Origin of the sequence: Saccharopolyspora sp. NPDC050642 (genome assembly GCF_040654735.1) — a bacterium.
GTDB classification, from domain to species: domain Bacteria; phylum Actinomycetota; class Actinomycetes; order Mycobacteriales; family Pseudonocardiaceae; genus Saccharopolyspora; species Saccharopolyspora elongata.
Window position 1 is genome coordinate 1 of the sequence record NZ_JBFAIN010000036.1, and the last position, 23,265, is coordinate 23,265.

Genomic DNA, 23,265 nt, shown 5'->3' on the forward strand with positions numbered 1-23,265 from the left:
GCCGCTCGGGTCCCCTGCCCCGTTTGGGCCCGCCCCGGCCCCCCCGCGCGGTGGGCGGGCGCCGGTTTCGCGCGAAACCGCCATCATCCGGGACGACCCGTACGTGCGGACCCTTAGTCCGAAGAGCACACCTCCTGCGCTGGAGGTTCGTGCATTCTGCGGTGTCCGCCCTCCTTTTCGGACTGTTGACTCCAAGCCGGAGTTCTCAGACGACACAAGGAGGTTCGGGTGGGGGCGCTTTCCGGCCGATTAGGCCGAGCGTTGGCCATCGCGACTAGTGCGCTGGTCACGGGCACAGCGGTGGTGGCGGGATCGCCGGCGATGGCACAACCTCCTGGTGCCGCACCGGTTTCCTGGGGCGAGTGCGACAGCGCCGCGCTGGACGGGGTGCCGATCACCGAGCGGTACCTCTACCGCTGCGCCAGCTACCCGGTGCCGATCGACCACGACGACCCGCGCAAGGGCACCGTCGAACTGGCGATGATGCGCCGCGCGGCGGCCGACCCGGACGCGAAGATCGGCTCGCTGTTCCTGAACCCGGGCGGGCCCGGCGGCGCCGGGTTCAACCGGCCGGTGACCGCGGTGAAGAAGTTCGAGCCGCAGGTGCTGAACCGCTTCGACATCGTCGGTTTCGACCCGCGCGGGGTCGATCGCAGCACCCGGCTGCGCTGCTTCAAGTCCGACGAGCAGGCCGAGAAGGTGCTGGGCCGGCTCTCGTCGGTGCCGGTCACGGACAAGCAGATCCGCACCACGATGGCCGCGTTCCGGGACTACGGCGAGGCCTGCGACGACAACGCGGGCGAGCTGCTGCACCACATGTCCACCAAGGACGTGGCGCGGGACCTCGACCTGATGCGCCAGGGCGTGGGCGACGAGCAGCTCAACTACGTCGGCTTCTCCTACGGCACGCTGCTGGGCGCGACCTACGTGAACATGTTCCCGGAGCGCAGCCGCGCGATCATCCTGGACGGCAACGTGGATCCGCAGCTGCGGACCGCCGACGGCGTCCAGTACGACCGGGAGCGGGCGCAGGGCTTCGAGCTGGCGCTGGACTCGTTCCTGAAGCTCTGCGGCGAGAAGGCGCAGCGGTGCGCGTTCGGCGAGGGCGATCCGCGGGCGAAGTTCGACGAGATCCGCGATCACCTGCGGCAGGAGCCGATCACCATGCCGGACGGCTCGGAGATCACGCTCGACCAGTTCACCGACAGCGTCAGCAGCGCGCTGTACGCCCCGGACCAGTTCAGGCAGCTCGCCACCGATCTCCAGTCGCTGCACCGGCAGCTGCACCCGAAGCCGGGGCTGGTCCCGGAGCTGCTCGGCCTGCTGAGCAAGCCGACCTCGATCGGTCGCCTGGACGCTCCCGCCGACGCCGCGGAGAGCAGCTACGTGGACGATACCTACTACGGGGTGAACTGCGCGGACAAGCCGATTCCCAAGAAGCCCGAGCAGGTTCCGGGCATCGCCGCGCAGTGGGAGGCGGAATCGCCGACCTTCGGCCGGTCGCAGGCGTTCAGCGACCTGGCCGCGTGCTCGAACTGGCCGGAGATCGACCCGGACGTGCACCGCGGTCCGTGGCAGCACCAGGCGGCGAACCCGGTGCTGCTGTTCGGGAACTTCTACGACCCGGCAACCCAGTACGAGTTCTCCCGCCGCATGGAGCAGGAACTGGGCAACGCCCGCCTGGTGAGCGTCGACTCGTTCGGCCACTGCATCCTGGGGAACAGCTCGTGCACCGACCGGATCGCGGCGGACTTCCTGACGGACCTGAAGGTCCCGGAGCCGGGCCAGGTCTGCCAGCCGGACAAGCCGCCGTTCGCCTGATGCGGTTCGTGTCCTGACGGCGCGAGCCGGGAACACGCGAAAAGACCCCCGCCCGAGGAGAAGGGCGGGGGTCTTCTTCGTTTGGTGGCCGATGCGCCGGTCGCCTCTGCGGCGATTGGCGCGACGCGGCTCCAGCCGAACGGTATTCCGCGAAGGCGGTCATTGAGGCCCGGGGGACACGGGCGCATCGACCGAACTGTTCAACGGCCGGACCCCCAGCGGTGTTCCGGTCCCGGGTGTGAGTCACCCCTCACTCGATCGAGATCTCGTCCCGACACGCGCCGGTTCGATGCTTGACTCCCGGAGTCCGCCCGCCGGGGCCCTTAGCTTCGAGGCATGGATTTCCGCAACGAAGTACGAGTCGGACAGCACATCTACGGAGTCACCGCCAAGAGCGAGCCCGCCGGCGAAGACCAGCCGGCCACCGTCGCGGTGGAGTTCACGGGGGCGGACGCCGACGGCCGCGTCGTGGCCGAGGGCAACCTGCTGATCGCCGTCGACGGCCTCGGCGACGCGAACGCGTTCCTGGCCCAGACCTTGGACGGCCTGGCCGCGCTGCACTCGCCGTGGGCCACGGGGCGCGGGCGGAGCCGACCACGGCCGCCCAACGCCGGTCGACCGTGGACCGAAGCCGACGGCGAGCGGCTCCGGGAGCGGTGGCTGAGCTCGGTCGGCGAAACCGCGAGCCGGTTGATCGGGGAGCTCGGCGAGGAGTTCGGCCGGACCCGCGGCGCCGTTCGCGCGCAGCTGCCCCGCCTGGGCTGCGACCCGGACGTGCCGGGCCGGGTGCTCGCCGTGGCTTGAGTCGCAGCGGCGGAATCCGGTGCGGAATGCGGTTTGCCGAGTGGTGGGGAATTCCTCCGGTGCATCGGAGGACTATTCGGCCGGATATGACCAGGAATCGCAATTTCGGCGAGAAAGGAGGTGGGATTCGAGGAGTGTGGCGGAGGTGGTCCGCAATTCCGGGGGCGACGCGTTGACGGTTCGGCCGATTCGCCGTGTCGCGGGAAGAAGATTCCCGGGCGGCATGACGAAGACACCGCCCCGGTGGGGCCCGATGCACGCTGTCGGGGTGCCCACGCGAGGCGGTGCCTTGGGAGGCTGCGGCTGACGCCGCGGCCCGGTTGCCGGGGTGCCCGCACCCCGGCGACCCGCTCAGAGCCGGATCAGCACTTCTCGAACGTGCTCGTCGGGGAGTGCGCGATCGATCCCGTCGAGCTGATCGTCTCGGTGTGCACCCTGACGGTGGCGCCGGAGTTGCACGGTGCCTTCGTGGTCAGGTTGATCTCGGTGCCGCTCTGCGCCAACTCGCCGATCACCTTCGGTGTCGCGTCCTTCTGCTCGACGACGATCCGCACGGTGACCGTCGCGCTGTTCAGGCAGCCGGTTCGCCCGCCGATGGCGGTCAGGGTGTTGCCGTCACGCGTCGGCTGGTAGGAGAACAGCGCGCAAGCCGGGGCTTGCTGGACCGCCGCGACCGCCGGGGCGGTCGGCACGATCGCGAACGCGGCGGCCGTCAACACGGCGCTGATCAGGACGGGCGAGTGTCGCATTCGGGGCCTTCTTTCATGTACCGAATTGCCGACAGGGGCAACGCGAAGTCGATCACCCGCCAGGTTTGCTGTCAATTTGGGGCTTGTCCGGGCGCAATCTTTCACCCGAGCGAGTTTCGCAATTAGTTGTGCTGGCGTGCTCTTGTCGTGCCCGCGCGTCCGGGCGGAAGGGATGGATCGGATTGGATGGCGCTATGAAAAGTGAATTCTTGTCGGTTTGTGGCTACCGGAGTGGGTTTCGGCCGGGTGCCGGCGAGCGTCGCCTCGGGCTCGCGCTGCAATATTTGCAATTCCTCTGTTAATGTTGCAGCGCGATCGAGGGGGTGTCGATGTCGAAGACGGTCGCCAAGGCGGTCCACGTGCTTGAAACCCTCGCCGCGGCGCCCAAGACCATCGCGGAGCTGGCGCGCGAGCTCGGCGTGCACAGCTCGACCGCGCTGCGCATGCTGCAGCCGCTGGCCGACGGCGGCCTGATCGCCCGCGGCCCGGACGGCCGGTACCGCCTCGGGTTCCGGCTGGTCGAGCTCGGCCAGCAGGTGCTGGAGGAGATGGACCTGCGCGCCGTCGCCCGGCCGCACCTGATCGCGCTCGCGGACGCCACGCGCTCGACGGTGCACCTGGCGCAGCTGGTGGACGGCCAGATCGTCTACGTCGACAAGATCGACGGCGCGGCGTCGATCCGCACCTGGTCGCGGATCGGCCGGGCCGTGCCGCTGCACACCGCCGCCGCCAGCAAGGTGATCCTGGCGGCGCTGCCCGCCGAACGCCGGGACCGCCTGCTGTCCGCGCACGCCTTCACCCGCTACACCGAGCGCACCATCACCGACGAGACCGAGTTCCGCGATCACCTCGCCGAGGTCGAGCGGCTCGGCTACGCCACCGACCAGGCGGAGTTCGAGCCGCTGGTGCACTGCATCGGCGTGGGGATCCCGGACACCACCGGGCAGCTCGCGGCGGCCGTCTCGCTGACGACGGTGCGAGCGGACGCCGACCTGCCCGAGCTGGAACGCCTCCTCGGCGAGGTCCGGGACACGGCGAGCGCGATCGCCGCCGCCCTCGGCCGCTCGGCGAACTGATCGCGCGGGCGCGCGGCGATCCGGGGTGATCGGAACAACTCGGGGCAACCCGTGACCGTTCCCAGGGGTGTTCGTTACCAGGGTGTTCGGCGTGACCGGGAGGATTGCGATGACCTGGATGATCTACGGAGCGAGCGGCTACACCGGTCAGCTGGTCGCTGACCTGGCGCTCGACCGCGGCGAGCGGCCGGTGCTGGCCGGACGCGATCCGGGCAAGGTCGCGGCCTTCGCCACGCCTCGCGGCCTGCCCTACCGGGTCTTCGACCTCGCAGACCCGAACGCGGTCGCCGAGGCGCTGCGCGATGTCGACGTCGTGGCGCACTGCGCCGGGCCGTTCTCCGCGACGTCGGCGCCGATGGTCGAGGGCTGCCTGCGCGCCGGCGCGCACTACCTCGACATCACCGGCGAGATCGACGTGTTCGAGGCGGTTTTCGCGCGCCACGAGGACGCCCGGCGCGCCGGGGTGGTGCTGCTGCCGGGCTCGGGCTTCGACGTGGTGCCCACCGACTGCCTGGCCGCGATGGTCGCCGCCGAGCTGCCGACGGCGACGCACCTCGATCTCGCCTTCCACTCCAGCGGCGGGATCAGCGGCGGAACGCTGAAGAGCGCGCTGGAGGGAGCCGCGCTGGGCGGTCGGGCCCGCATCGACGGCGAGGTGCGTTCCGTGCCGATGGCGTGGCGGCGGCGCGAGATCCCGTTCCCGTCCGGGCCGCGCCGGGTCGCCTCGCTGCCCTGGGGCGACGTCAGCACGGCCTACCGCAGCACCGGGATCGGCAACATCACCACCTTCGCGCACCTGCCCGGGCTCACCCGGACCGGCCCGCGCTCGGCCAGGCTGTCGCAGGTCGTGATGGGGGCGCACATCGTGCAGCGGCTGGGCCGGGCGGCGATCGGCGCGGCCGTGCGCGGCCCGGGGCGGATGACCCGCTCGCGCAGCTGGGTCGAGGTGTACGCGGAGGCGACGGCGCCGGACGGCACGAGCGTGTCGGCGGCCCTGATCGGCCCGGACACCTACGACCTCACGGCGGACGCGGTGCTCCGGGCGGTCGGCGCCCTGCGCTCCGAACCGCCGGCCCCCGGCGCCCACACCCCGGCCACGGCGTTCGGCGCGGACTTCGTCCGGCGCCTGCACGGCGTGAAGATCATCGAACCTGCCCACCGCTGAACCGCCCGCACCCGGCCAGCGGTGCTCGGGTCACTCGACGAGGACGCGGAGCATGCCCTCCGGGCCGTCGTCGTTCTCCAGGAACTCCAGGAAGGGCCCTTCGCCCGAGATCGGGTGCAGGGATGCGAACTCGGAGCGCTCGCCCGCCAGTTCCATGCCGGTCGCCGCCGCCATGGTCCGGGCGTCCGAGCGCGGGTTCTGGGTGTCGACCACGACCGCGGCGACCGGGCCGGTGTTGGCGTAGACCTTGCGCGGTTCGAGCACGCACAGCTCGTTGCCCTCCAGGTCGGCCATCACCACCCACGGCACTTCGCTGCTCTGGTCGATGTCGGCGAACCGGGCGCCGGCGTTGAACAGCCGCTCCACGATCCGGTTCTGGTCGTCGTGCGTCTCGCTGCGCAGGTCAAGGTGCACGCCGTTCTTGCGGCTCTTGGCGCGGGCGCTGGCGACGAACCGCAACGGCACCCCGGGGCCGGTCGGCTGGACGACGATCCCGCACGCCGTGTCGAGCCGCCAGCCGAGCACGTCGGCCCACCACCGCGCGAGCCGCTCCGGCTCCCGCGCCGAGAATTCCACGACGACCGACGCCATGCGGCGAAAGTAAGGGCACTCCCGTGCTTCGCACAACTTCATCCGGGACCGAAAACGGGTGGCGACCGGCCCGCCCGGGGCCTTAGCTTGCGGGCCATGCGGATTCGCGAAGCGCACCCCGACGACTGGTCGGCGATCTGGCCGTTCATGCGGGAGATCGCGGCGGCGGGGGAGACGTTCTCCTGGGACCGCGACATCGACGAGCAGCGCGCCAGGCAGCGCTGGTTCCCGCAGCCGCCGGGCCGGACGGTCGTCGCCGTCGACGACGGCCGAGTGGTCGGCACCGCGGTGTCCGGCCCGAACCACGAGGGGCCGGCCGCGCACGTCGCGACGGCCAGCTTCATGGTCGACCCCGAACACGCCGGGCGCGGTGCGGGCCGGGCGCTGGGCCGCCACGTCCTGGACCAGGCGCGAGCGGACGGCTTCCGCGCGATGCAGTTCAACGCGGTCGTCGAGACCAACGACCGGGCCGTCGCCCTCTGGCGGTCGCTCGGCATGCGGATCGTGGCGACCCTGCCGGAGGCGTTCCAGCACCCGGCCCACGGCTACGTCGGCCTGCACGTCATGTACCAGCTGCTCTGAGGCGCGGTAAGTGCCCGTGAATGGTTCGGGGTGCCATCGCACTCCGAACCATTCACGGTTCCCTGACCAGAGGAAACCGTCGATCCTGGCAGGTGGGCGGGGTCAGGTGCGCGACGTGCTCAGCCCGCGCCGGAGGTCGGCGAGGAGGGTGGGCAGCACCGCTTCCTCTTCGATCGCCCGGGCCGCCGTGCTCATCAGCTCGGACAGCTGCGGATCCCAGGGGGTTTCGAGCGGGGCGCCGACGAGGTTGGGCAGGTCGGTGCGGGTCGCGGCGGCCTGGTCGAGGGCTTCGCGGTAGTCGGCCGCGGACATCCGCCAGGGGCGCGCGCCGTGGTGCGCCAGGAGCGAGCTGGTGATGCTGACGCCCGGCCAGTCGAAGTCGCCATGGTAGTGCAGAACGGCACCGCAGTCCGCGAGGCGCTGCAACAGTGCCCGGGTGACGGTCGAAGGGCGGCCCGACACGCAGACCACGGGATGCGCGATGCCCTCTTCCACAGCCGATTCGAGGACTCGCGGGTTCTCGCACACCGCGATCGCAGTGCCGGGTTCGACGAGACGGGCCGGGGCGGCGCGCAGGTCGAGGTGGGTCAGGTGGGTCGGCAGGCCCAGCGCGGTCCGCTGCCGGACGCCCTGCGACCAGTCGTCGGAGCCGGCCAGCGGCAAGGCCCAGCACAGCACGGTCGCGGACACGGCATCGAGCGTGACCCCGCAGCGCTCCCACAAAGCCCGGCGCTCGCGCTCGTTGCCCGGCGTCTCCACGCCGTGCGCCAGCGCAGCCGCCTTGAGCACGACCCGGCTCAACGCCGTGCCGTTGTCGAGCGCATGCGCTCCGCCAACGCTCGCCGCTAGCTCGCTGCGCGACGTCCACGCCTCCGGCGGCTCCGCCAGCGCTAACGCGCCCAACGCCTTGGCCGCGCTCCGCGCGACGGCGGGTAGCTCGTCGTCGCCGACTCGCCCGTACTGCTGGAGCCACTGCGTCCACGGCTCCGCCCATGCGGCCGTCGCGAGCCCTCGCTCCGCGAGCGCCGCTCGCACGGTCTCCGCGGTCCGCTCGCGCCGTTCGTCCCGCTCCGCGGCCTCACGCCGCCCCAACGGCCGCTCGTGCAGGATCTCCAGGACTTCCGCCAGCCCCAACGCGAACCGGCTCCGTCGGGTCGCTTCGTCCAATTTGGACAGGCTGATCCGGGTGCCCTGACCCCACATCGGGCGGCCGTACAGCTCGCCGACGGCTCGCTGGGCTTCGGCGTCGGGCAGCTCCAGCCGGAACGTCGCCGGCGGGCTCGCCGCCTCCAGCGCTTCCCGGGCTTTCTCCCACAGCCCGCGCAGCGGCTCGACGCCCCACGCCGCGCGGATGTCGTCCTCGACACTCACGTCAATTCGCCCCCGTTCGTTCGGAAGTATGCGGCGTCAAGGACATCCGCTGACAACCCCACCGTCGCCAGACCCCGAGGCCGGACTCCGGGAGGTCCACCGGCACCCGGCATGGGCGCAATTTCGCGAGAACATGCGCCCATGCCGGGTGACGACGTCCGTGATCACCCGCTCTGTTTGCGCAGGTGGTGCCAATCTCGCGCCCGTCGGCCTTGCCGGAACCCTCCGGAAGGTGCCGCCGTATCACCGGCCCGGCGCCGAGCCTCGCCGTGCCAAGATCATCCGTCGGTGCGGTCGAGGGCGGCGCCGTCCCAGGTGGTGTGGGTGCAGGCGATGCCGTGGCCGCTGCGCGGGCGCAGCACGTCGTAGATGTGCATCTTCGGGATCTTCGGGGACACGCCCCAGCCGCTCGGCCAGGTGATCAGCCAGTCCATGTCCAGGTCCACCAGCAGGCCGAGCATCCGCGCGATCGTCGGGTCGTCCAGCCGTTCGAACGCCTCGTCCAGCAGCACCAGCCGCAGCGGCCCGCGCCCGTCCGAGGACACGCTGACCGCGTCGTAGAACGCCGCCGCAGCAGCGAACAGCGTCACGTAGGAGATCAGCCGCGTCTCGCCGGAGGACAGCTGCCGCAGCCGCCGGACGCGCGGCTTGCTGTCCGGGCCGATGTCGCGGACCCGCACCGTGAACGCGAACCACGACCGGTAGTCCAGCGCCCGCGCCAGGATTTCCGCGTAGCCGCCCGACGTGCTGTCCCGCTCGGACTCGATGAGGTCGGTGAACACCCGGCGCAGCAGCGCGTCCTGGTCGTCGCTGCGGCTGGCGAACGGGGTGCGGACCAGGTCGATGGCCTGCTTGATGTCGTCGCCGAGCGCCGCCGACGGCTGCCATTCCAGCTGGACGTGCACGCCCTGGCTGGAGCGGGCGCCGTCGAGCACCTCGTTCATCCGCTTGCACAGGTCTTCGGCGATGCCGACCTGACCGCGCAGCCGCTCCGCGAGGTCGCGGATCAGGTAGTCGGCGAAGATCGACTGGTAGCGCTCGTTGAGGTAGCCGCGCTGTTCGGCGAGCCGTTCGCCGACCCGCCGCGCGGCGTCGGCCACCGGCTGCGGGCCCTCCTCGCCGGTGACGGTCACGGTGAGCAGGCCGTGCTGGTCGGCGGCCGTGATGTCGTAGTTGCCGCTCAGCGAGTGCTGCAGGGTTTGCAGCCGGTTGAGCACCGTGGCTTCCGACGAGCCCCGGCGGTCCGCCTCGGCGAGCACCCGCGCCGCATCGGCCGGGTCGTCCGGCGCGGTCTCGTCGACGTCCGCGGCCGACCACAGGCCCGGGATCCGCAGCGCCTGCTTGAAGGCTTCGGTCGCCGCCGAAGCGTCCTGCTCGCGGCCCGCGAGCTGGGACTGCTTGTGCTCCAGCTGGGTTTCCAACCGCGCCGAGGACTCCCGCAGCGAGCTGATCTTCTCCCGCGCCTGCGGCAGCTGCGTGCGCAGCTCGGCCCGCTCCCGCTCGAACGCGCCGACCTTGTCGGCGATCTGCTGCGCCTCGCCGCCGACGGCGGAGGTGAGTTCCGCGAGGCCGGTGGCCTGCTCCGCGTACTCGGCGCAGCGCTGCTCGGCCTGCGACTCGGCCTCCATCCGGTCGGCCACCGCCGCGTCGTGGTGCAGCGAGAGGTCCCGCAGGTCGGTGAGCGTCGGCAGGCAGCGCGACTCGATCGCCTCGCGGAGCGCGTCGATGCCCGCGCGGGCGTCGAGGGCGGCGCGGTGGGCGGCGTCGAGCGCCTGCGTGTCGGCGGGCAGGTCGGCTTCGCCTGCCGACCGCACCAGCTCGGCTTGCGCCGCCTGCCAGCGCTGATCGGCGCTCTCGTGCTGCTCGCGCAGCTGCACGGCCTTCTGGTCGGCGTCCTCCGCGGACTCGATCGCAGTGGTCAGCTTGGCGTGCGCAGTCAGGAGGTCGCTGTCGTCCGGGTAGGACTCGAGGTGCTGCTCCAGCTCCGCGGTGTCCTCGCTCGCCTCGCGGTGCCGCCGCTCGGCTTCGCCGGTCTCCGCGCGCAGCCGCGCGAGATCTTCCTCCAGCTCCGCGATGCGCCGGGCCCGGGCCGCTTCGCGAGCGCCCGCGCCGACGTACTCCGCGGCTTCCTTGCGCCAGGAGCCGGACAGCACCCCCGCGCGCCAGGCGCCGGTGACCGACACCGAAAGCCCGGCTCCGCCGTCGATCGACACCGAGGCCAGCAGGGCCGCGACCCGCTCCGGCGGCACCGGGCAGTCGGCCTCGGCGGCGGGCGACAGCAGCTCGGCCAGCGTGCCGCCGGAGCCGGGCTCGGCCGGGGCGGCGAGCAGGTCGGCGAGGCCGGGGACCTCGCCTTCGGCGGTGACCCAGGCGTTGAGCAGCCCGCTGGACTGCAGCGCCGCCTCCAGCCCGGCCCGGTCGGATTCGTCCAGCGACGACTGGAAGTCCACGAGTTCGTAGAAGGCCCGGCCCCGGGCGGTGTCGCGTCCGGCGTCGGCCCAGGTGGGGCGGTTCGGCGTCTGCTCGTGCCCGGCGCGGAGCTCGGCGAGTTCCTGTTCGCGGGACCGGGATTCCGCGTGGAGCTCGGTGATCTCCTGCTCCACCTCGGCAACCTGGCGGCGGGCCTCGTGCAGCTGCGGCTTGGCCCAGCGGCGCGCCTGCTCGCGGGCTTGCCGCGTCGCCGACCGGTCCGCGACGAGGTCCTCCGCCGACGGCGGCTCCGGCAGCTGGTCGTCCACTGTGGATGGCCAGGCGACGGCCCACTTCTGCGCGCGCTCGACCCACACCGCCGCGGCGTCGGCGAGTTCCTGCTGTGCCTGGTTGCGCCGGCCGGCCGCCTCGGTCGAGGTCAGCTGCGCCTGCCGCGCCTGCCGCTGGAGCTCGACGACCTTGTCCTGCTCCCCGTCCAGCTCCTGGGCCTGCTGGTGCAGCGCGAGCGTCAGCGCCGAACGCTGCCGGGCGACCGCCGAGACCTCCTCGGAAGTTCCCATGGCGGCGCGGAATTCCGCGGCCAGCGCATCGGTGTCCAGCTGCGGCGCGGCGTAGCGGTCGACGGGCAGCGGCTCGGCGTCGGGCTCCGGCGAGGTGCGCACCCGCGCCTGCTCGGACCGCACCTCGGCGGCCGGAATGGCCGGTGGCCGCGGCACCAGCGCCCCGTCCAGCCCCGCCGTCGAAAGCTGCTGCGCGGCGCGGGCCGCGGCCTGCCCGGCCGCCTCCGAATCGCCGGTCAACCGGCGCAGCATGCCGACCACCGACTCCGCCGAGCGGTGCTCCTGCGCGCGGTGCTTGCTCGCCGTGTCGAGCGCGGAAACCGCTGCGGCGCGGGCGCTTTCCACCAGCCGCTCGCGGTCGCGCAGGTTCTGCAGCTCGGAATACGCCGGGTGGGAGCGCAACGCGTCGATGCTGGATTCCAGCTCTGCCTCGCGCCGTTCGAGTTCGGCGATCGTCTCCTGCGCGCTCTCCCGGTCCTGCTGCTTGCCCGACACCTGCTTCTCCAGGCCGGTCAGCTCCTTGCGCAGCGCACGCAGCCTGTCCTGCGCGGTGCGCATCGCATCGGCGCGGTCGCGCAGGGCGCCGAAGGCGTAGCCGGAATAGGTGGACAAGAACGCGGTCAGCGCCTTGTCCGCGCCGGTCAGCCGGACGATGTTCTCCCGGATCGACTCCAGGTCGTCGAACGACGTCGCCAGCCGCTCGATCAGGCCCGGGTCCAGCGGCGGCAGCGCGTCCGACAGGATCTGCTCCAGCTGCCCCTCCAGGACCTTCAGGCCGACGTCGGGGTTGCGCAGCGTGCGCTGCAGGTGCAGCAGGTCGCCGTAGCGCGCGGCGGGCACGCCGTAGACCGAGGCGGCGACCTTCGCGCGGAACGCCTGGTCGTCGAGGACGCAGTCGGCGCCGAGCAGCTCGCGCAGCTGCGCCGAACCCAGCGGCACCCGGTCCGCGCCGACCAGGTAGAGGTTGATGCCGACCCGGCGGCTGGTGATGAACCGCCACGAGTCGCTGATCGACTGCGAGGTCTTCGACGCCTTCACACCGATGCCGCAGGTGAGGAATTCCTCGCCGCCGCCCGGGGTTTCGCGGTGCAGCTCGATCCACGCGTAGCCGATCCGGTTCGGCCCGCCCGGGTACTCGTCGAGCATCAGGCGCCGGATGCTGACCGTGTCGAAGCCCTTCGAACCCAGCTGTCGGAGGTCGCCGTCCAGGCACAGCGGCAGCAGCAGCTCCAGGGTGCGGGACTTGCCGGAGCCGTTGGTGCCCTGGAAGATCGCCCGGCCGCCGCCCAGGTCGAAGGTCGTCTCGGCGTACTGCCAGATGTTGACGATCCCGCCGCGGTGCAGCCGCCAGCGGTTGGCAGTTGGCACCGATTCCGTGCTGTCCGCGCTCACCGTTGACCGTCCCCTTGCATCTCGTCGAACACCGTCATCTCGTCGAACAGCGACCAGCCCGGTGGCTCCGGGGCCGCCGGTTCCGGCTCCCGGCCCGGGGCCGGGGTGGCGTCCGGCTGCGGCAGCCAGCGGTGCGCCGCCGGGCTGAGCAGCCATCGGCCGTCGAGCTCCTGCAGCAGGCCGAGCCGGCGCAGCAGCGCGACCACCGAGTGCACCAGCGCCTGGTGGTCCTCGGTGGCCTGCCGGGACCAGGCGGCCGGGTAGGAGTCGACCAGTTCCTGGCAGACGTCGACGAAGTCCTGCCAGGTCACCGGGTGCTTGCCCGCCGCGTCCGGCTCCGCGCGGCACAGCAGCTCCGGCAGCGCCAGCAGCGCGATGCGCGCGACCGTGCCGGGGCCGGGGAAGACCAGGTCGGTGAGGTAGTCCTCCGGGTCGCAGACCACCACGCCCTCCGCGCGGCACTCGCTGACCAGGCCGAAGAACCGCTCCAGCAGGCGGGATTCACCGGTCGCGTGCTCGCGCAGCCAGGAGGAGTGCTCGGCCGGCAGGTCGGAGTAGAGCACGACCGGGTCCTCGACCAGCCGGCGCCGCACCGCGTGCTCCAGGTTCCGGGGCCCGGCGGCGGAGGCCAGCTCGACCAGCTGCTCGGGACTTTCCGCCTCGGCGAGCGGCCCGGAGATGAGCTGGCCGAGCAGGTCGGTGTCGATGGTGATCAGCGCCTCGGCGGTGGCCTCTGCGGCCACCGAGCCCTCGGTTTCGGTGATCACGCCGAGCGCCACCAGGTGCCGCAGCGCCGCGGTGAGGGCGCGCCGGTCCGCCGGGTCGTCGACCACCTGGATCTCGGCCTCGGCCGCGGCCGCGCGGACATCGCTGACCAGGCGCGACAGCAGCACCTGGCGGCCGATTCCGGTCAGCGCCGCCAGCGTCAGCGCCAGGTACGCGTAGCCGCGCGGCGACAACGAGGCCTCGCCGCGGGTGGCGTCCACGCCCGGCCCGGACTTGTACAGCCGCGCGAAGCGCCGCTCCACCACCAGGCGATAACCCAGCAGCGACGAGAAGATCTCTTGGAGCACCACGCGCTGCCGGTAGATCATCGGCAGCAGGTCGCCGTCCGGTCCACCGGGGCGCAGCAGCGGTCGGCGCAGCAGCACGCGCGCGCAGCGGACCGCGTTCGCCGCGTCGATGTCCGGGAGTTCGTCGAAGGTCTTGATCATCGGGCGGCTCCGGGCAGTGGCTCCGAGGTGTCCGGGATGGCGCCGTCGCCGGAGACTTCGAGCACCGTGTCCCGGAGCGTCAAAGTGCCTGCGGCGCTGGAGATCCGAGTCTCCTGGCCCGCTTCGGGGCGGACCGTGACGCGCAGCCGGTGCACCGGGTCGAGCGCCGTGCCCGCGTCGTCAGAGCCGTCGCGCTGCGCCATCGCCAGCGTCAGCAGTTCGCACAGCACGCCGAGAGCATCGGCCGACAACCGCTGTTCGTCCAGCCGAGAGCTCGCCGCGGCGAGCTCGGCGACCGCGGCGGAGCGCCGCTCGTCGGCCTGCCGGGCCTGCGCCAGCAGGGTTTCCTCGGTCATCGGGTCGTCGAGCACCCGCGAGGTCCGGCCGCGCGCCCCGCGATCTCCGCGGCTGCGCACGCTCACCGTCACGTCGAGCACCGGGCCGTCGCGCCACGACACCTTGTCGTTGTCGCTGTCGTAGTCCGGCGCGGGCAGCAGGTGCCGCGCCGAGTGCAGGCCGAACGCGGCCGAATACACCTGGTGGGCGGTGGTTTCGTCGGCGCCGTCGAACCACTTCGCCAGCTTCAGCAGCTCGCCGCGCCGCCCCGGCACCAGCCCGCCGCCGGAGGTGGCGCGCTTGACGCTGGCCAGCAGCGAGCCGATCGCGCGGGCGGTGGCCTCGCGCAGCGCCGCGACCTGGCTCGGCCGGCCCGGCGAGTCGACGAACCAGTCGGTCAGCTCCTGCCAGTCCGCGGCGGTGCGGCCCCGCGCCCGCTCCACGTCGATGCCCAGCTGGTCGGCCGGGCCCAGCAGCCGGAGCAGCTCGCCGCGGACGCCGGCCAGCCCGGCCAGCGAACCCGCGATCGTCCCGGTGTGCCGCAGCACGTCCTCGACGACCATCTGGATGTACTCGACCAGCAGGTTCCGGAACCCGGAGATCTCGTCGGGTGCCAGCTGGTGGCGGGTGACGACCTGGCCGAGGTAGGCGTAGAAGTCGCGCACCGTGGCGGCGAGCTCGGCGTGCTGCAGGAACACCGTGGTGACCTGCTCGGCGAGCCGTTCCCGCGCCTGCCGCGCGGGTTTCGCCCGCGGATCGCGGCTCTCGGCGGCCAGGGCCGCGGAAAGCGCCTCGCCGATCCCGGACAGGCCGCGGTCGATGGCGGACAGCAGCTCGCGCGACACCTCGCGGGCGCCCTCGGGAACCCGCAGCAGCGCGTCGACGTCCCGCTGCACCCGGACCGCGAGCTTGCTGACCTGGTAGCGCACGCTGCCGTGCTGGAACTCGGCGATGCTCGACGCGATCGTCTCGCGGCGGCCCACCACCAGGTTGCCCCACTTGACCAGCTGCTTGAGCCGGTCGATCACGGTGTCCACATCGGACTCACCGGCGGCCACCCGGCCCTCCCGCTCGGCGGCGGCCAGCGCCGCGCCCACCTCGCCGGCGGACAGGTCGGCCAGCAGCGTCGAGGTGAACAGCCGCATGATCGCCAGGTAGGTGCGGTGCTCGGGCGCCTGCAGGTAGGCGAAGAGCTGCAGGCGCTGCCCGCCGTCGCGGGTCTGCTCGGGAGCCTGCGTGGCCGGCGCGTCCGTCGCGGTGGTTCCCGCGACGCCCGCGCGCAGCACATCGGCTTCGTGGTCCGGGGCCGTCACGGTCCGCCACGATATCCCGTCCGGCCGACACGGCTGGTCACCTGGCATGCGGTGACCGGCACCACCAGCCCCAGCGGTAGCGTTCCGGGGAGCTTTGCGAGGTCGGGGGTGCCCGTGACCGGGCCACTCGCAATGCCGGGAACCCGCGGTGCGCGGGGGCTCGTGAGCGCCTTTGGCCGTCCTGGCGACCAGCCGCGCTCATGGCCGATCACCAGCGCGAACGCCGGGTTTCCGGGCTTGTTGGTGGGCATCGGATCGATTTGGAGGAACGGCACCGGTGAGCGCGGGACGTGCGGTCGGACTGCTACTCGGAGTGGCCGCGGACGCGGCGATCGGCGACCCGAAGAGCGGGCATCCGGTCGCGCTCTTCGGCAAGGCCGCCCAGGCCGCCGAGCGGGCGCTGCACCGGGACCGGCGCCTGGCCGGCATCGCCTACACCGGTCTGCTGGTCGGCGGCACGGTCGGCGTCGGGGTCCTGGCGCAGCGGCTGTCCCGGCGCAGCCCGGTGCTGGAGGCCGCCGTCACCGGGCTGGCCACCTGGGTGGTGCTCGGCGGCTCGTCGCTGGCCGACGAGGGCACCGCGATGGCCCGGATGCTCGACGCGGGCGAGATCGACGCGGCCCGGGAGCGGCTGCGCAACCTGTGCGGGCGGGACTCGGCGGTGCTGGACGGGCAGGGCCTGGCCAGGGCCACGGTCGAGTCGGTCGCCGAGAACACCTCCGACGCGGTCGTGGCGCCGCTGGTGTGGGGAGCGATCGCCGGGGTGCCGGGGCTGATCGGCTACCGCGCGGCCAACACGCTCGACGCCATGGTCGGCCACCGCTCGCCGCGCTACCGCAACTTCGGCTGGGCGTCGGCGCGCCTGGACGACGTGCTGAACCTGGTGCCGTCCCGCCTGGCGGCCGTGCTGACCTCGGCGTGCGCGCCGGTGGTCGGTGGCTCGGCGGGCGGCGCGTGGCGGACCTGGCGGCAGGACGCCTCGGCGCACCCGAGCCCGAACGCGGGGCAGGTGGAGGCGGCGTTCGCCGGTGCCCTCCAGATCCGGCTCGGTGGCCGGACGGTGTACGGCCACGTGGTGGAGCAGCGCCCGGTGCTGGGCGAGGGCCGGACGGCGGACGCGGGCGACGTGACGCGCAGCGTCGAGCTCTCGCGGGTGATTGGCACGGTCACGGGAGTCTTGACGGCGGCGTTCGCCCTGACCCGGGGCATCCGCCGGGACCGCCGCAACCGCTGACGTTCCGCCTGCTCAGGCGTGGCGTCGTCAGGCGTGGTTGGTCTGGTGGGCCGCGTCGTCGGCCGGGGCCTGGGGTTCGGCCTTGCGGCGGGCCTCTTCTTCGCGTTCCCGGCGCTCTTCCTCGGCGATCGCCTCGGCCACCGACATCTTCCGGCGGCGGCCGCCCTTCGCGCTGGGCTCCGGCCCGCCGGCGGACGTCTCCGCGGCCGGTGCGTTCCGCCAGGGCGGGCGGGCGTCGGTGCGCAGTTCCGAGTACACCAGGTAGCCGATGGCGATGATCGCCATGATGCCGAAGGCGATCCACTGCAGGGCGTAGGAGAAGTACGGCCCCGATTCCAGGCGCGGCAGCGGCATGGCGCCCAGCACGCCCGGCTGGCCCTCGTTGAGCACCACGTAGCCCGGCCGCAGGGCGAGGCCGGTGCCGTTCGAGATGGTCTCCGCGTTCACCGCGTAGGCCCAGCGGCGCCCGTCGTGCTCGAACAGCGGGCGCTGCTTGCTGTCCTGCTCGTCGGTCCGGACGCGGGCTGTCACCGAGATGTCGCCGGTCGGCGCGGCCGCGTAGTCCGGTGCCCGGGTGCCGTCGACCGGGCGGATGAAGCCCCGGTCGACCAGCACCGTCGTGCCGTCGTCGAGCCGGAACGGGGTCAGCACCTCGAACGCGGGCTCGCCGAGCACCGTGCGCTGCCAGGCCAGCGTTTCGCCCTCCGGCACGTACTGCCCGCGCAGCACGACCTGCGACCACTCGGTCCGCTGGTCCGGCGCCTGCCCGGCGGGCAGCACCTCCGCGAGCGGCTTCGGCGGCGCGTGGAACGACTCGGCGATGGCGTTGTTGCGCGTCTGCGCTTCGTCGCTGCGGCTGAACTGCCAGGGGGCGAGGAGCGTGAAGCACAGCGCCGCGAACACCACGACCAGTGCGATCAGGCCGAGCCAACCGGGTCGTAGCAAGAACTTCAGGCGCACTCCTACACGGTAACCGAAGCACCCTGACCTGCGGTTTTGGGCCGTGGGAGCGGGATCGTGGCAGGTCAGCGCCCGTTTGCCCGGGACACGCGAATGACGGCGCGCCGCCCGGCGCCAGGATCTGCCGGTGTGACGAAGTCGTCGACACGCCGCCGCGCGGACGTCGCGATGGCCGGTCATCGCGGCGGCGATCGACCTCGTCTTCAGGTGCCGCTGGCCGCCTACCTGGCGCGGAGGGCGGAGCGGGCGGCGGCGACGGCCTGGCCCGCGTAGCTGCCGCCGAAGAGCACCGCGTGCACCAGCAGCGGGAACAGCTGGTGCAGTCCGATCCGGTGCTCCCAGCCCTCGGCCAGCGGGCTGACCTCCTGGTACGTCGCCACGACGCGGTCCAGGTGGGGGCAGCCGAACAGGCGCAGCATGGCGAGGTCGGTCTCGCGGTGCCCGCCGTGCGCGGCCGGATCGATCAGCCACGCCCGCTGCGCACCCCAGTGCACGTTGCCGCTCCACAGGTCGCCGTGCAGCCGCGCCGGCGGCTCGGCGGGCCCGGCGAGTTCGTCGACCTGCGCGCACACCAGCGAGATCACCGCGCTGCCCTCGGCGCTGAGCGTGCCCGCGTCGACGGCGCGGCGCAGGTACGGCTCGACCCGGTGCCGGGCGTAGAACGCGGGCCACTGCTCGTCCGGTTCGTTGCGCATCCGGGCGAGGCCGATCCACGCGTTCGCCGGGCCACCCGGCGGCGCTGCGCCGAAGGCGGGCGCACCGGCCGCGTGCAGCGCGGCGAGTTCGCGGCCGAGGCGCTCGGCGGCGAGCTCGTTCGGCGCCGCCGCCGGGATGTGCTCGGTGACCAGCCAGTTCTCGTCGTGGCCGTGCACCTCGGGGACGGCGATGGTGTCGGGCTCGGCGAGCCAGGCCAGCGATGCCGCTTCGGCCGTGATGGCGCCGGGCATCGGTGCGGTCTTGGCGAAGACCGTCGTGCCGTCGTCGAGGCGGACCGCGAACGCGGCCGCGGTGTCGCCGCCGCCGAGCTGGCGCACGTCGGCCGGTGTCCGCCCGGTGATCTTCGCCACCGCCGCCCGGGCTTGGTCGCGCATCGCCGTCACAGCCGTTCGTGGGCCCAGGCCAGCAGGCCCGGCGTCGCGGCCTCGATCATCGCCAGCACGTCGTCGAACCCGTTCGGCCCGCCGTAGTACGGGTCCGGGACCTCCGCGTCGTCGGCGGAGTCCGGGTCGAAGGAGCGCAGCAGCCGCACCTCGGTCGAGCCGTCGACGAGGCGGCGCACCGCGCGCAGGTGTCCGGCGTCCATCGCGACGAGCAGGTCGGCGTCCAGGTGGTGGTCGTCGACCTGGGCCGCGACGTGCTCGGTGGGGTAGCCGTGGTCGGCGAGCACCTTCGCGGTGCGCGGATCGGCCGGCTCGCCGACGTGCCACGGTCCGGTCCCGGCACTGGTGACCTCGACCTGCCCGTCCAGCCCGGCCCGCCGCAGCTGCTCGCGGAACACCAGGGCGGCCATCGGGGAACGGCAGATGTTGCCGGTACAGATGAAGGAGATGTGCACGTTTCCCGAGGGTACGGATCGCTCGCCGGCCGATTCCGGCCGTGGGGAGCGGACGGCCTCGGCCACCGGGACGGGTGGGCCGTTCACCTCGGACCGTGGCTCGGGCGGCGTTGCCTGATCGGGCAGGTCGCGCCTCCGGTGGGACGGTCGGATCACGAGGGGATCACCGCCGCCTTCGCGGCTCACGGCCCGGATTCGGTCCTGGTTAGACTGCCTGGGATGAACAGCGGGGACGACCGGGATTCGTTGCGCCACCACGGCGACGTCGACGCCGAGCACGGCCTGCTCGACTTCGCGGTGAACGTCCGCCTCGACCGCCCCCCGGCGTGGCTCCGCCACCGCCTCGCGGCGGCGCTGGACCGCCTCGGCCGCTACCCGTCGGCCGCCGACGACCTGGCCGCTCGGTCGGCTGCCGCCGCCCGCCACGGCCGCACCGCCGACGAGATCCTGCCGCTGGCCGGGGCCGCGGAGGGGTTCGCGCTCCTGCCGTCGCTGCGCCCCCGCCTCGCCGCGCTGGTGCACCCCTCGTTCACCGAACCCGAGCTGGCGCTGCGCACCGCCGGTGTCGAGGTGGCGCGGGTCCAGCTGGATCCGGCGGACGGCTACCGCCTGGACGCGGCCGCGGTGCCGGAGCAGGCGGATCTCGTGGTGCTGGGCAACCCGACCAACCCGACGTCCGTGCTGCATCCGGCGGCGGAGATCCGGCGGCTGCTGCGGCCGGGCCGGGTGGTGCTCGTCGACGAGGCGTTCGCCGACACCGTGCCGGGCGAGCCGGAGTCGCTCGCGGGCTGCCGGGAGCCGGGGCTGCTGGTGTTCCGCAGCCTGACGAAGATGTGGGGGCTGCCGGGGCTGCGCGCGGGGTATGCCTTGGGGGATCCGGAGCTGCTGCGGCGGCTGTCCCGCTATCGTCCACATTGGCCGGTCAACGCGCTGGTGTTGGAGGCGATGATCGCCTGCTGCCAGCCGGCGGCGCTGGCCGAATCGGAGCAGGCGGCGGCCGAGTTCGACGAGCACCGCGCCGGGCTGGTCGCCGAGCTCGACGGCATCCCGGGGCTGCGGATCGCGCTGCCCGCCCGCGCCCCGTTCCTGCTGCTGCAGGTGGCCGGCGGGGCGGAGGTGCGGGAAGCGTTGCGGCAGCACGGAATCGCGGTCCGCCGGGGCGACACGTTCCCCGGTCTCGGACCCGATCACCTGCGGGTCGCGGTTCGCGACCCGGCGCAGAACGCTTTGCTGGTGAAGGCATTACGCGACATCTTGGGACGGGGGTGAGCCGGTGGTGGTGCGGCTTCGAGAGGTGATCGGCGCGCTGGAGGAGGCGTATCCGACCGAGCTGGCGGAGAGCTGGGACGCGGTCGGCCTGGCGTGCGGCGACCCGGACGCGGTCGTGCAGCGGGTGCTGTTCTGCGTGGACCCGGTGGAGGCCACTGTGGACGAGGCGGTGGATTTCGGTGCGCAGCTGGTGGTTTCGCACCACCCGCTGCTGCTGCGCGGCGTGCACGGGGTGCCCGCGGACGACCCCAAGGGGCGGATCGTGCACCGGCTGATCCGCTCCGGCATCGGCCTGTACTGCGCGCACACCAACGCCGACAGCGCGGTGCAGGGCGTGTCGGATGCGCTGGCCGCGGCGATCGGCCTGACCGTGCGCCGGCCGCTGGTGCCGCACGCGGAGGGCGCCGAGACCGGGCTCGGGCGCATCGGCGAGCTGCCCGAGGCCGAGCCGTTCCGCGACTTCGTGAACCGCGTCGCGCAGAACCTGCCCACCACGGCCTGGGGCGTGCGCGGTGCGGGCGACCCGGAGCGGCCGATCCGCACCGTCGCGGTGTGCGGCGGCGCGGGCGATTCCTACCTGGCGACCGCGGCTGCGGCGGGCGTCGACGCCTACGTGACCGCCGACCTGCGGCACCACCCGGCCGGCGAGCACCTGGCCCGGGCCGACGTGCCCGGTGCGGAGGTGCCCGCCCTGGTGGACGTGGCGCACTGGGCGAGCGAGTGGCCGTGGTGCCAACAGGCCGCGGACATCGTCGCCGCCGCGCTGCCGGATACAGTCGAAGTCCTCGTTTCCACCCGCCGCACCGACCCGTGGACCGTTCACGCCGGCGCGGCATCCGACCCAGGGAGGGCGCTCGCGTGAAAGCCGACCCCGCCGTTCAGCGACGGCTGCTCGATCTCGCGGAGGCGGACGCGGAACTCAACCGCGTCGAGCACCGCAGGCGCACGCTGCCGGAGCTGGAGCAGATCGGCCAGGCCGAGGGCGAGGTGCGCGCCAAGCGCGATGAGCTGGTGGTCGCCCAGACCGCGTTCAGCGACCTGGACCGCGAGGTCAAGCGGCTGGAGAACGAGGTCGACCAGGTGCGCGCCCGGGAGCGGCGGGACCGCGACCTGATGGCGGCCGGGGCGTCCGCCAAGCAGCTCGAAGACCTGGAGCACGAGCTGCAGACGCTCGCCCGCCGCCAGGGCATCCTCGAGGACGAGCAGCTCGAGGTCATGGAGCAGCGCGAGGCCCTCGAAACGAACGTGACGAAGTCGCGCGAGGCCGTCGCCGCCGCCGAGGAGCGGCTCGCGGACATCCAGTCGCGCCGCGACGAGGCGCTCGCCGACCTGGAGGTGGCGGAGACGCGCCGCAAGACTGAGCGGGACCTGATCACCAAGGCGATGCCGGCGGACCTCCTCGCGCTCTACGAGCGCATCCGCGCGCAGCGCGGCGTCGCGGCCGGGCTGCTGCAGGGCGCCCGGTGCGGCGCGTGCCGGATCGAGCTCGACCGGCACGCGCTGACCGGGGTGCGCGAGGCCGCGGCCGACGACGTGGTCCGCTGCGAGGAGTGCGGCGCGATCCTGGTGCGGACCGGGGAGAACCGGTGAGCTCGCGGGTCGTCGTCGAGGCCGACGGCGGATCGCGCGGCAATCCGGGCCCGGCCGGATGCGGCGCGGTGGTTCGCGACGCCGAGTCCGGCGAGGTGCTCGCCGAGCGCTCCATCGGGCTGGGCGTGGCGACCAACAACGTCGCCGAGTACCAGGGCGTGATCGCGGGCCTGCGGGCCGCCGCCGAGCTCGGTGCCGCCGAGCTCGAGGTGCGGATGGACTCCAAGCTGGTCATCGAGCAGCTGGCGGGGCGCTGGAAGGTCAAGCACGTCAACCTGCAGCCGCTGGCCGCCGAGGCGCGGCAGCTGATCGCCGGGTTCGGCCGCGTGGACCTGCAGTGGGTGCCGCGCGCCCAGAACGCGCACGCCGACCGGCTGGCCAACGAGGCGATGGACCGGCAGGCCGACGGTACCGAGCGGTCGAGCGGCACGTCGACGTCGGGTGAGGTGAGCACGAGCTCCGCGCGCATCCGGCCGTCCGGATGGCTCGGCGCCGATGGCACGCCGACGAAGATGCTGCTGCTGCGCCACGGGCAGACGCCGATGTCGGTGGACCGGCGCTACTCCGGCCGGGGCGACGTCGCGCTGACCCCGCTGGGGGAGCGGCAGGTGCGCGCGGCGGGCAAGCGCCTGGCCGCGATGGACGGCGTGATCACGCCCGACGGCATCGCGCCGGTGATCGCCTCGCCGCTGACCAGGACCCGGCAGTCCGCGCAGGCCGTGGTCGACGCGACCGGCGGCGAACTGCACTTCCACGACGGCCTGCTGGAAACCGACTTCGGCGACTGGGAGGGCCTCACCTTCGCGGAGGCCTCCGACCAGTTCCCGCAGCTGCACCGGAAGTGGCTCGGCGACCCGAGCATCGTGCCGCCGGGCGGCGAAAGCCTCGACGCGGTCTTCGAGCGGGTCACGGCGGCCCGCGACGACCTCCTGGCCCGGTACGCGGGGCAGACGATCATCGTGGTCAGCCACGTGACGCCGATCAAGGCGCTGCTGCGTCTCGCCCTGGACGTCGGCCCGTCGATGTTCTACCGGCTGCACCTCGACCTGGCGTCGCTGTCGATCGTGGAGTTCTACCCGGACGGCAACGCATCGGTCCGCCTGGTCAACGACATCTCCCACTGGTCGTAACGACATCCCCACCGCCGCACCCCGCGGGTGCCGGTGTTCGTCCCGCAATTTCAATGGAAATCAGAGGTTCGATTTCCATTGAAATTGCGGCGTCCCGGCACCGGCACCGGTGTGGAAGGCGGC

At 73.0% G+C, this 23,265-nt stretch carries 19 protein-coding genes; 10 read left to right on the forward strand and 9 right to left on the reverse strand.

Features of this window, described 5'->3' with window-relative positions; genetic code table 11:
* Window positions 1-321 precede the first annotated feature (321 nt).
* Window positions 322-1,821: an alpha/beta hydrolase gene (locus AB0H93_RS35300; protein WP_358579082.1), complete on the forward strand. Its 1,500-nt coding sequence runs from the start codon at window positions 322-324 to the stop codon at window positions 1,819-1,821.
* Between the two features lie 336 nt (window positions 1,822-2,157).
* Window positions 2,158-2,625 carry a hypothetical protein gene (locus AB0H93_RS35305; protein ID WP_358579085.1) on the forward strand — a complete coding sequence of 156 codons (468 nt, stop codon included), beginning with the start codon at window positions 2,158-2,160 and terminating at the stop codon, window positions 2,623-2,625.
* Between the two features lie 362 nt (window positions 2,626-2,987).
* Here AB0H93_RS35305 and AB0H93_RS35310 read toward each other — a convergent pair whose 3' ends face one another.
* Window positions 2,988-3,374, reverse strand: coding sequence for a hypothetical protein (locus tag AB0H93_RS35310; RefSeq protein ID WP_358579087.1), 387 nt, complete (start codon window positions 3,372-3,374; stop codon window positions 2,988-2,990).
* A 329-nt stretch (window positions 3,375-3,703) separates the two neighbouring features.
* On the opposite strand from AB0H93_RS35310, the gene AB0H93_RS35315 reads away from it, so the two are divergent.
* On the forward strand, window positions 3,704-4,450 hold the full coding sequence (locus AB0H93_RS35315) for an IclR family transcriptional regulator (RefSeq protein WP_358579090.1): 747 nt from the start codon (window positions 3,704-3,706) through the stop codon (window positions 4,448-4,450).
* Between the two features lie 91 nt (window positions 4,451-4,541).
* On the forward strand, window positions 4,542-5,615 hold the full coding sequence (locus tag AB0H93_RS35320) for a saccharopine dehydrogenase NADP-binding domain-containing protein (RefSeq protein ID WP_358579093.1): 1,074 nt from the start codon (window positions 4,542-4,544) through the stop codon (window positions 5,613-5,615).
* Between the two features lie 30 nt (window positions 5,616-5,645).
* Here the strand turns inward: AB0H93_RS35320 and AB0H93_RS35325 are convergent, their stop codons facing one another.
* Window positions 5,646-6,206 (reverse strand): VOC family protein, encoded by a 561-nt coding sequence (locus AB0H93_RS35325; RefSeq protein ID WP_358579095.1) that lies wholly within the window; start codon window positions 6,204-6,206, stop codon window positions 5,646-5,648.
* Between the two features lie 96 nt (window positions 6,207-6,302).
* Between AB0H93_RS35325 and AB0H93_RS35330 the strand changes: the two genes are divergently transcribed.
* Window positions 6,303-6,788: a GNAT family N-acetyltransferase gene (locus tag AB0H93_RS35330; RefSeq protein WP_358579098.1), complete on the forward strand. Its 486-nt coding sequence runs from the start codon at window positions 6,303-6,305 to the stop codon at window positions 6,786-6,788.
* A 102-nt stretch (window positions 6,789-6,890) separates the two neighbouring features.
* Here the strand turns inward: AB0H93_RS35330 and AB0H93_RS35335 are convergent, their stop codons facing one another.
* The 4 genes from AB0H93_RS35335 to AB0H93_RS35350 all read right to left on the reverse strand — a co-directional run bounded on the left by AB0H93_RS35335 (window position 6,891) and on the right by AB0H93_RS35350 (window position 15,404).
* Complete coding sequence (locus AB0H93_RS35335) at window positions 6,891-8,159, reverse strand: TIGR02679 family protein (protein WP_358579100.1); 1,269 nt, start codon at window positions 8,157-8,159, stop codon at window positions 6,891-6,893.
* A 278-nt stretch (window positions 8,160-8,437) separates the two neighbouring features.
* Window positions 8,438-12,517, reverse strand: coding sequence for a TIGR02680 family protein (locus AB0H93_RS35340; RefSeq protein ID WP_358579103.1), 4,080 nt, complete (start codon window positions 12,515-12,517; stop codon window positions 8,438-8,440).
* 20 nt (window positions 12,518-12,537) lie between these two features.
* On the reverse strand, window positions 12,538-13,755 hold the full coding sequence (locus AB0H93_RS35345) for a TIGR02678 family protein (protein WP_358579105.1): 1,218 nt from the start codon (window positions 13,753-13,755) through the stop codon (window positions 12,538-12,540).
* Window positions 13,752-15,404, reverse strand: coding sequence for a TIGR02677 family protein (locus AB0H93_RS35350; RefSeq protein WP_358579107.1), 1,653 nt, complete (start codon window positions 15,402-15,404; stop codon window positions 13,752-13,754). Before AB0H93_RS35350 ends, AB0H93_RS35345 begins: the two co-directional genes overlap by 4 nt.
* A 277-nt stretch (window positions 15,405-15,681) precedes the next feature.
* Between AB0H93_RS35350 and AB0H93_RS35355 the strand changes: the two genes are divergently transcribed.
* Entirely contained in the window at window positions 15,682-16,638 is a 957-nt protein-coding gene (locus tag AB0H93_RS35355) for a cobalamin biosynthesis protein (protein WP_358579110.1), read from the forward strand.
* A 27-nt stretch (window positions 16,639-16,665) separates the two neighbouring features.
* On the opposite strand, the gene AB0H93_RS35360 is transcribed toward AB0H93_RS35355, so the two are convergent.
* From AB0H93_RS35360 to AB0H93_RS35370, 3 genes are all read right to left on the reverse strand, one after another.
* Window positions 16,666-17,598 carry an SURF1 family cytochrome oxidase biogenesis protein gene (locus AB0H93_RS35360; protein WP_358579113.1) on the reverse strand — a complete coding sequence of 311 codons (933 nt, stop codon included), beginning with the start codon at window positions 17,596-17,598 and terminating at the stop codon, window positions 16,666-16,668.
* Window positions 17,599-17,819: 221 nt separating this feature from the next.
* The gene (locus AB0H93_RS35365; RefSeq protein WP_358579115.1) at window positions 17,820-18,689 is read right to left on the reverse strand and encodes a fructosamine kinase family protein; all 870 of its coding nucleotides are present in this window, start codon (window positions 18,687-18,689) and stop codon (window positions 17,820-17,822) included.
* Between the two features lie 5 nt (window positions 18,690-18,694).
* Window positions 18,695-19,153, reverse strand: coding sequence for a low molecular weight protein-tyrosine-phosphatase (locus tag AB0H93_RS35370; RefSeq protein ID WP_358579118.1), 459 nt, complete (start codon window positions 19,151-19,153; stop codon window positions 18,695-18,697).
* A gap of 219 nt (window positions 19,154-19,372) precedes the next feature.
* Here AB0H93_RS35370 and cobC point away from each other — a divergent pair, with 219 nt between their 5' ends.
* Genes cobC through AB0H93_RS35390 form a run of 4 tightly spaced genes read left to right on the forward strand, consistent with a single transcriptional unit; the run spans window position 19,373 to window position 23,142 of the window.
* On the forward strand, window positions 19,373-20,422 hold the full coding sequence (gene cobC / locus AB0H93_RS35375; protein ID WP_358579121.1) for an Rv2231c family pyridoxal phosphate-dependent protein CobC: 1,050 nt from the start codon (window positions 19,373-19,375) through the stop codon (window positions 20,420-20,422).
* A 7-nt stretch (window positions 20,423-20,429) separates the two neighbouring features.
* On the forward strand, window positions 20,430-21,284 hold the full coding sequence (locus AB0H93_RS35380; protein WP_358579123.1) for a Nif3-like dinuclear metal center hexameric protein: 855 nt from the start codon (window positions 20,430-20,432) through the stop codon (window positions 21,282-21,284).
* The gene (locus AB0H93_RS35385; RefSeq protein ID WP_358579125.1) at window positions 21,281-22,012 is read left to right on the forward strand and encodes a C4-type zinc ribbon domain-containing protein; all 732 of its coding nucleotides are present in this window, start codon (window positions 21,281-21,283) and stop codon (window positions 22,010-22,012) included. Before AB0H93_RS35380 ends, AB0H93_RS35385 begins: the two co-directional genes overlap by 4 nt.
* Window positions 22,009-23,142 (forward strand): bifunctional RNase H/acid phosphatase, encoded by a 1,134-nt coding sequence (locus AB0H93_RS35390; protein ID WP_358579127.1) that lies wholly within the window; start codon window positions 22,009-22,011, stop codon window positions 23,140-23,142. The genes AB0H93_RS35385 and AB0H93_RS35390 overlap by 4 nt, the downstream gene beginning before the upstream one ends.
* The last annotated feature ends 123 nt before the right edge of the window (window positions 23,143-23,265 follow it).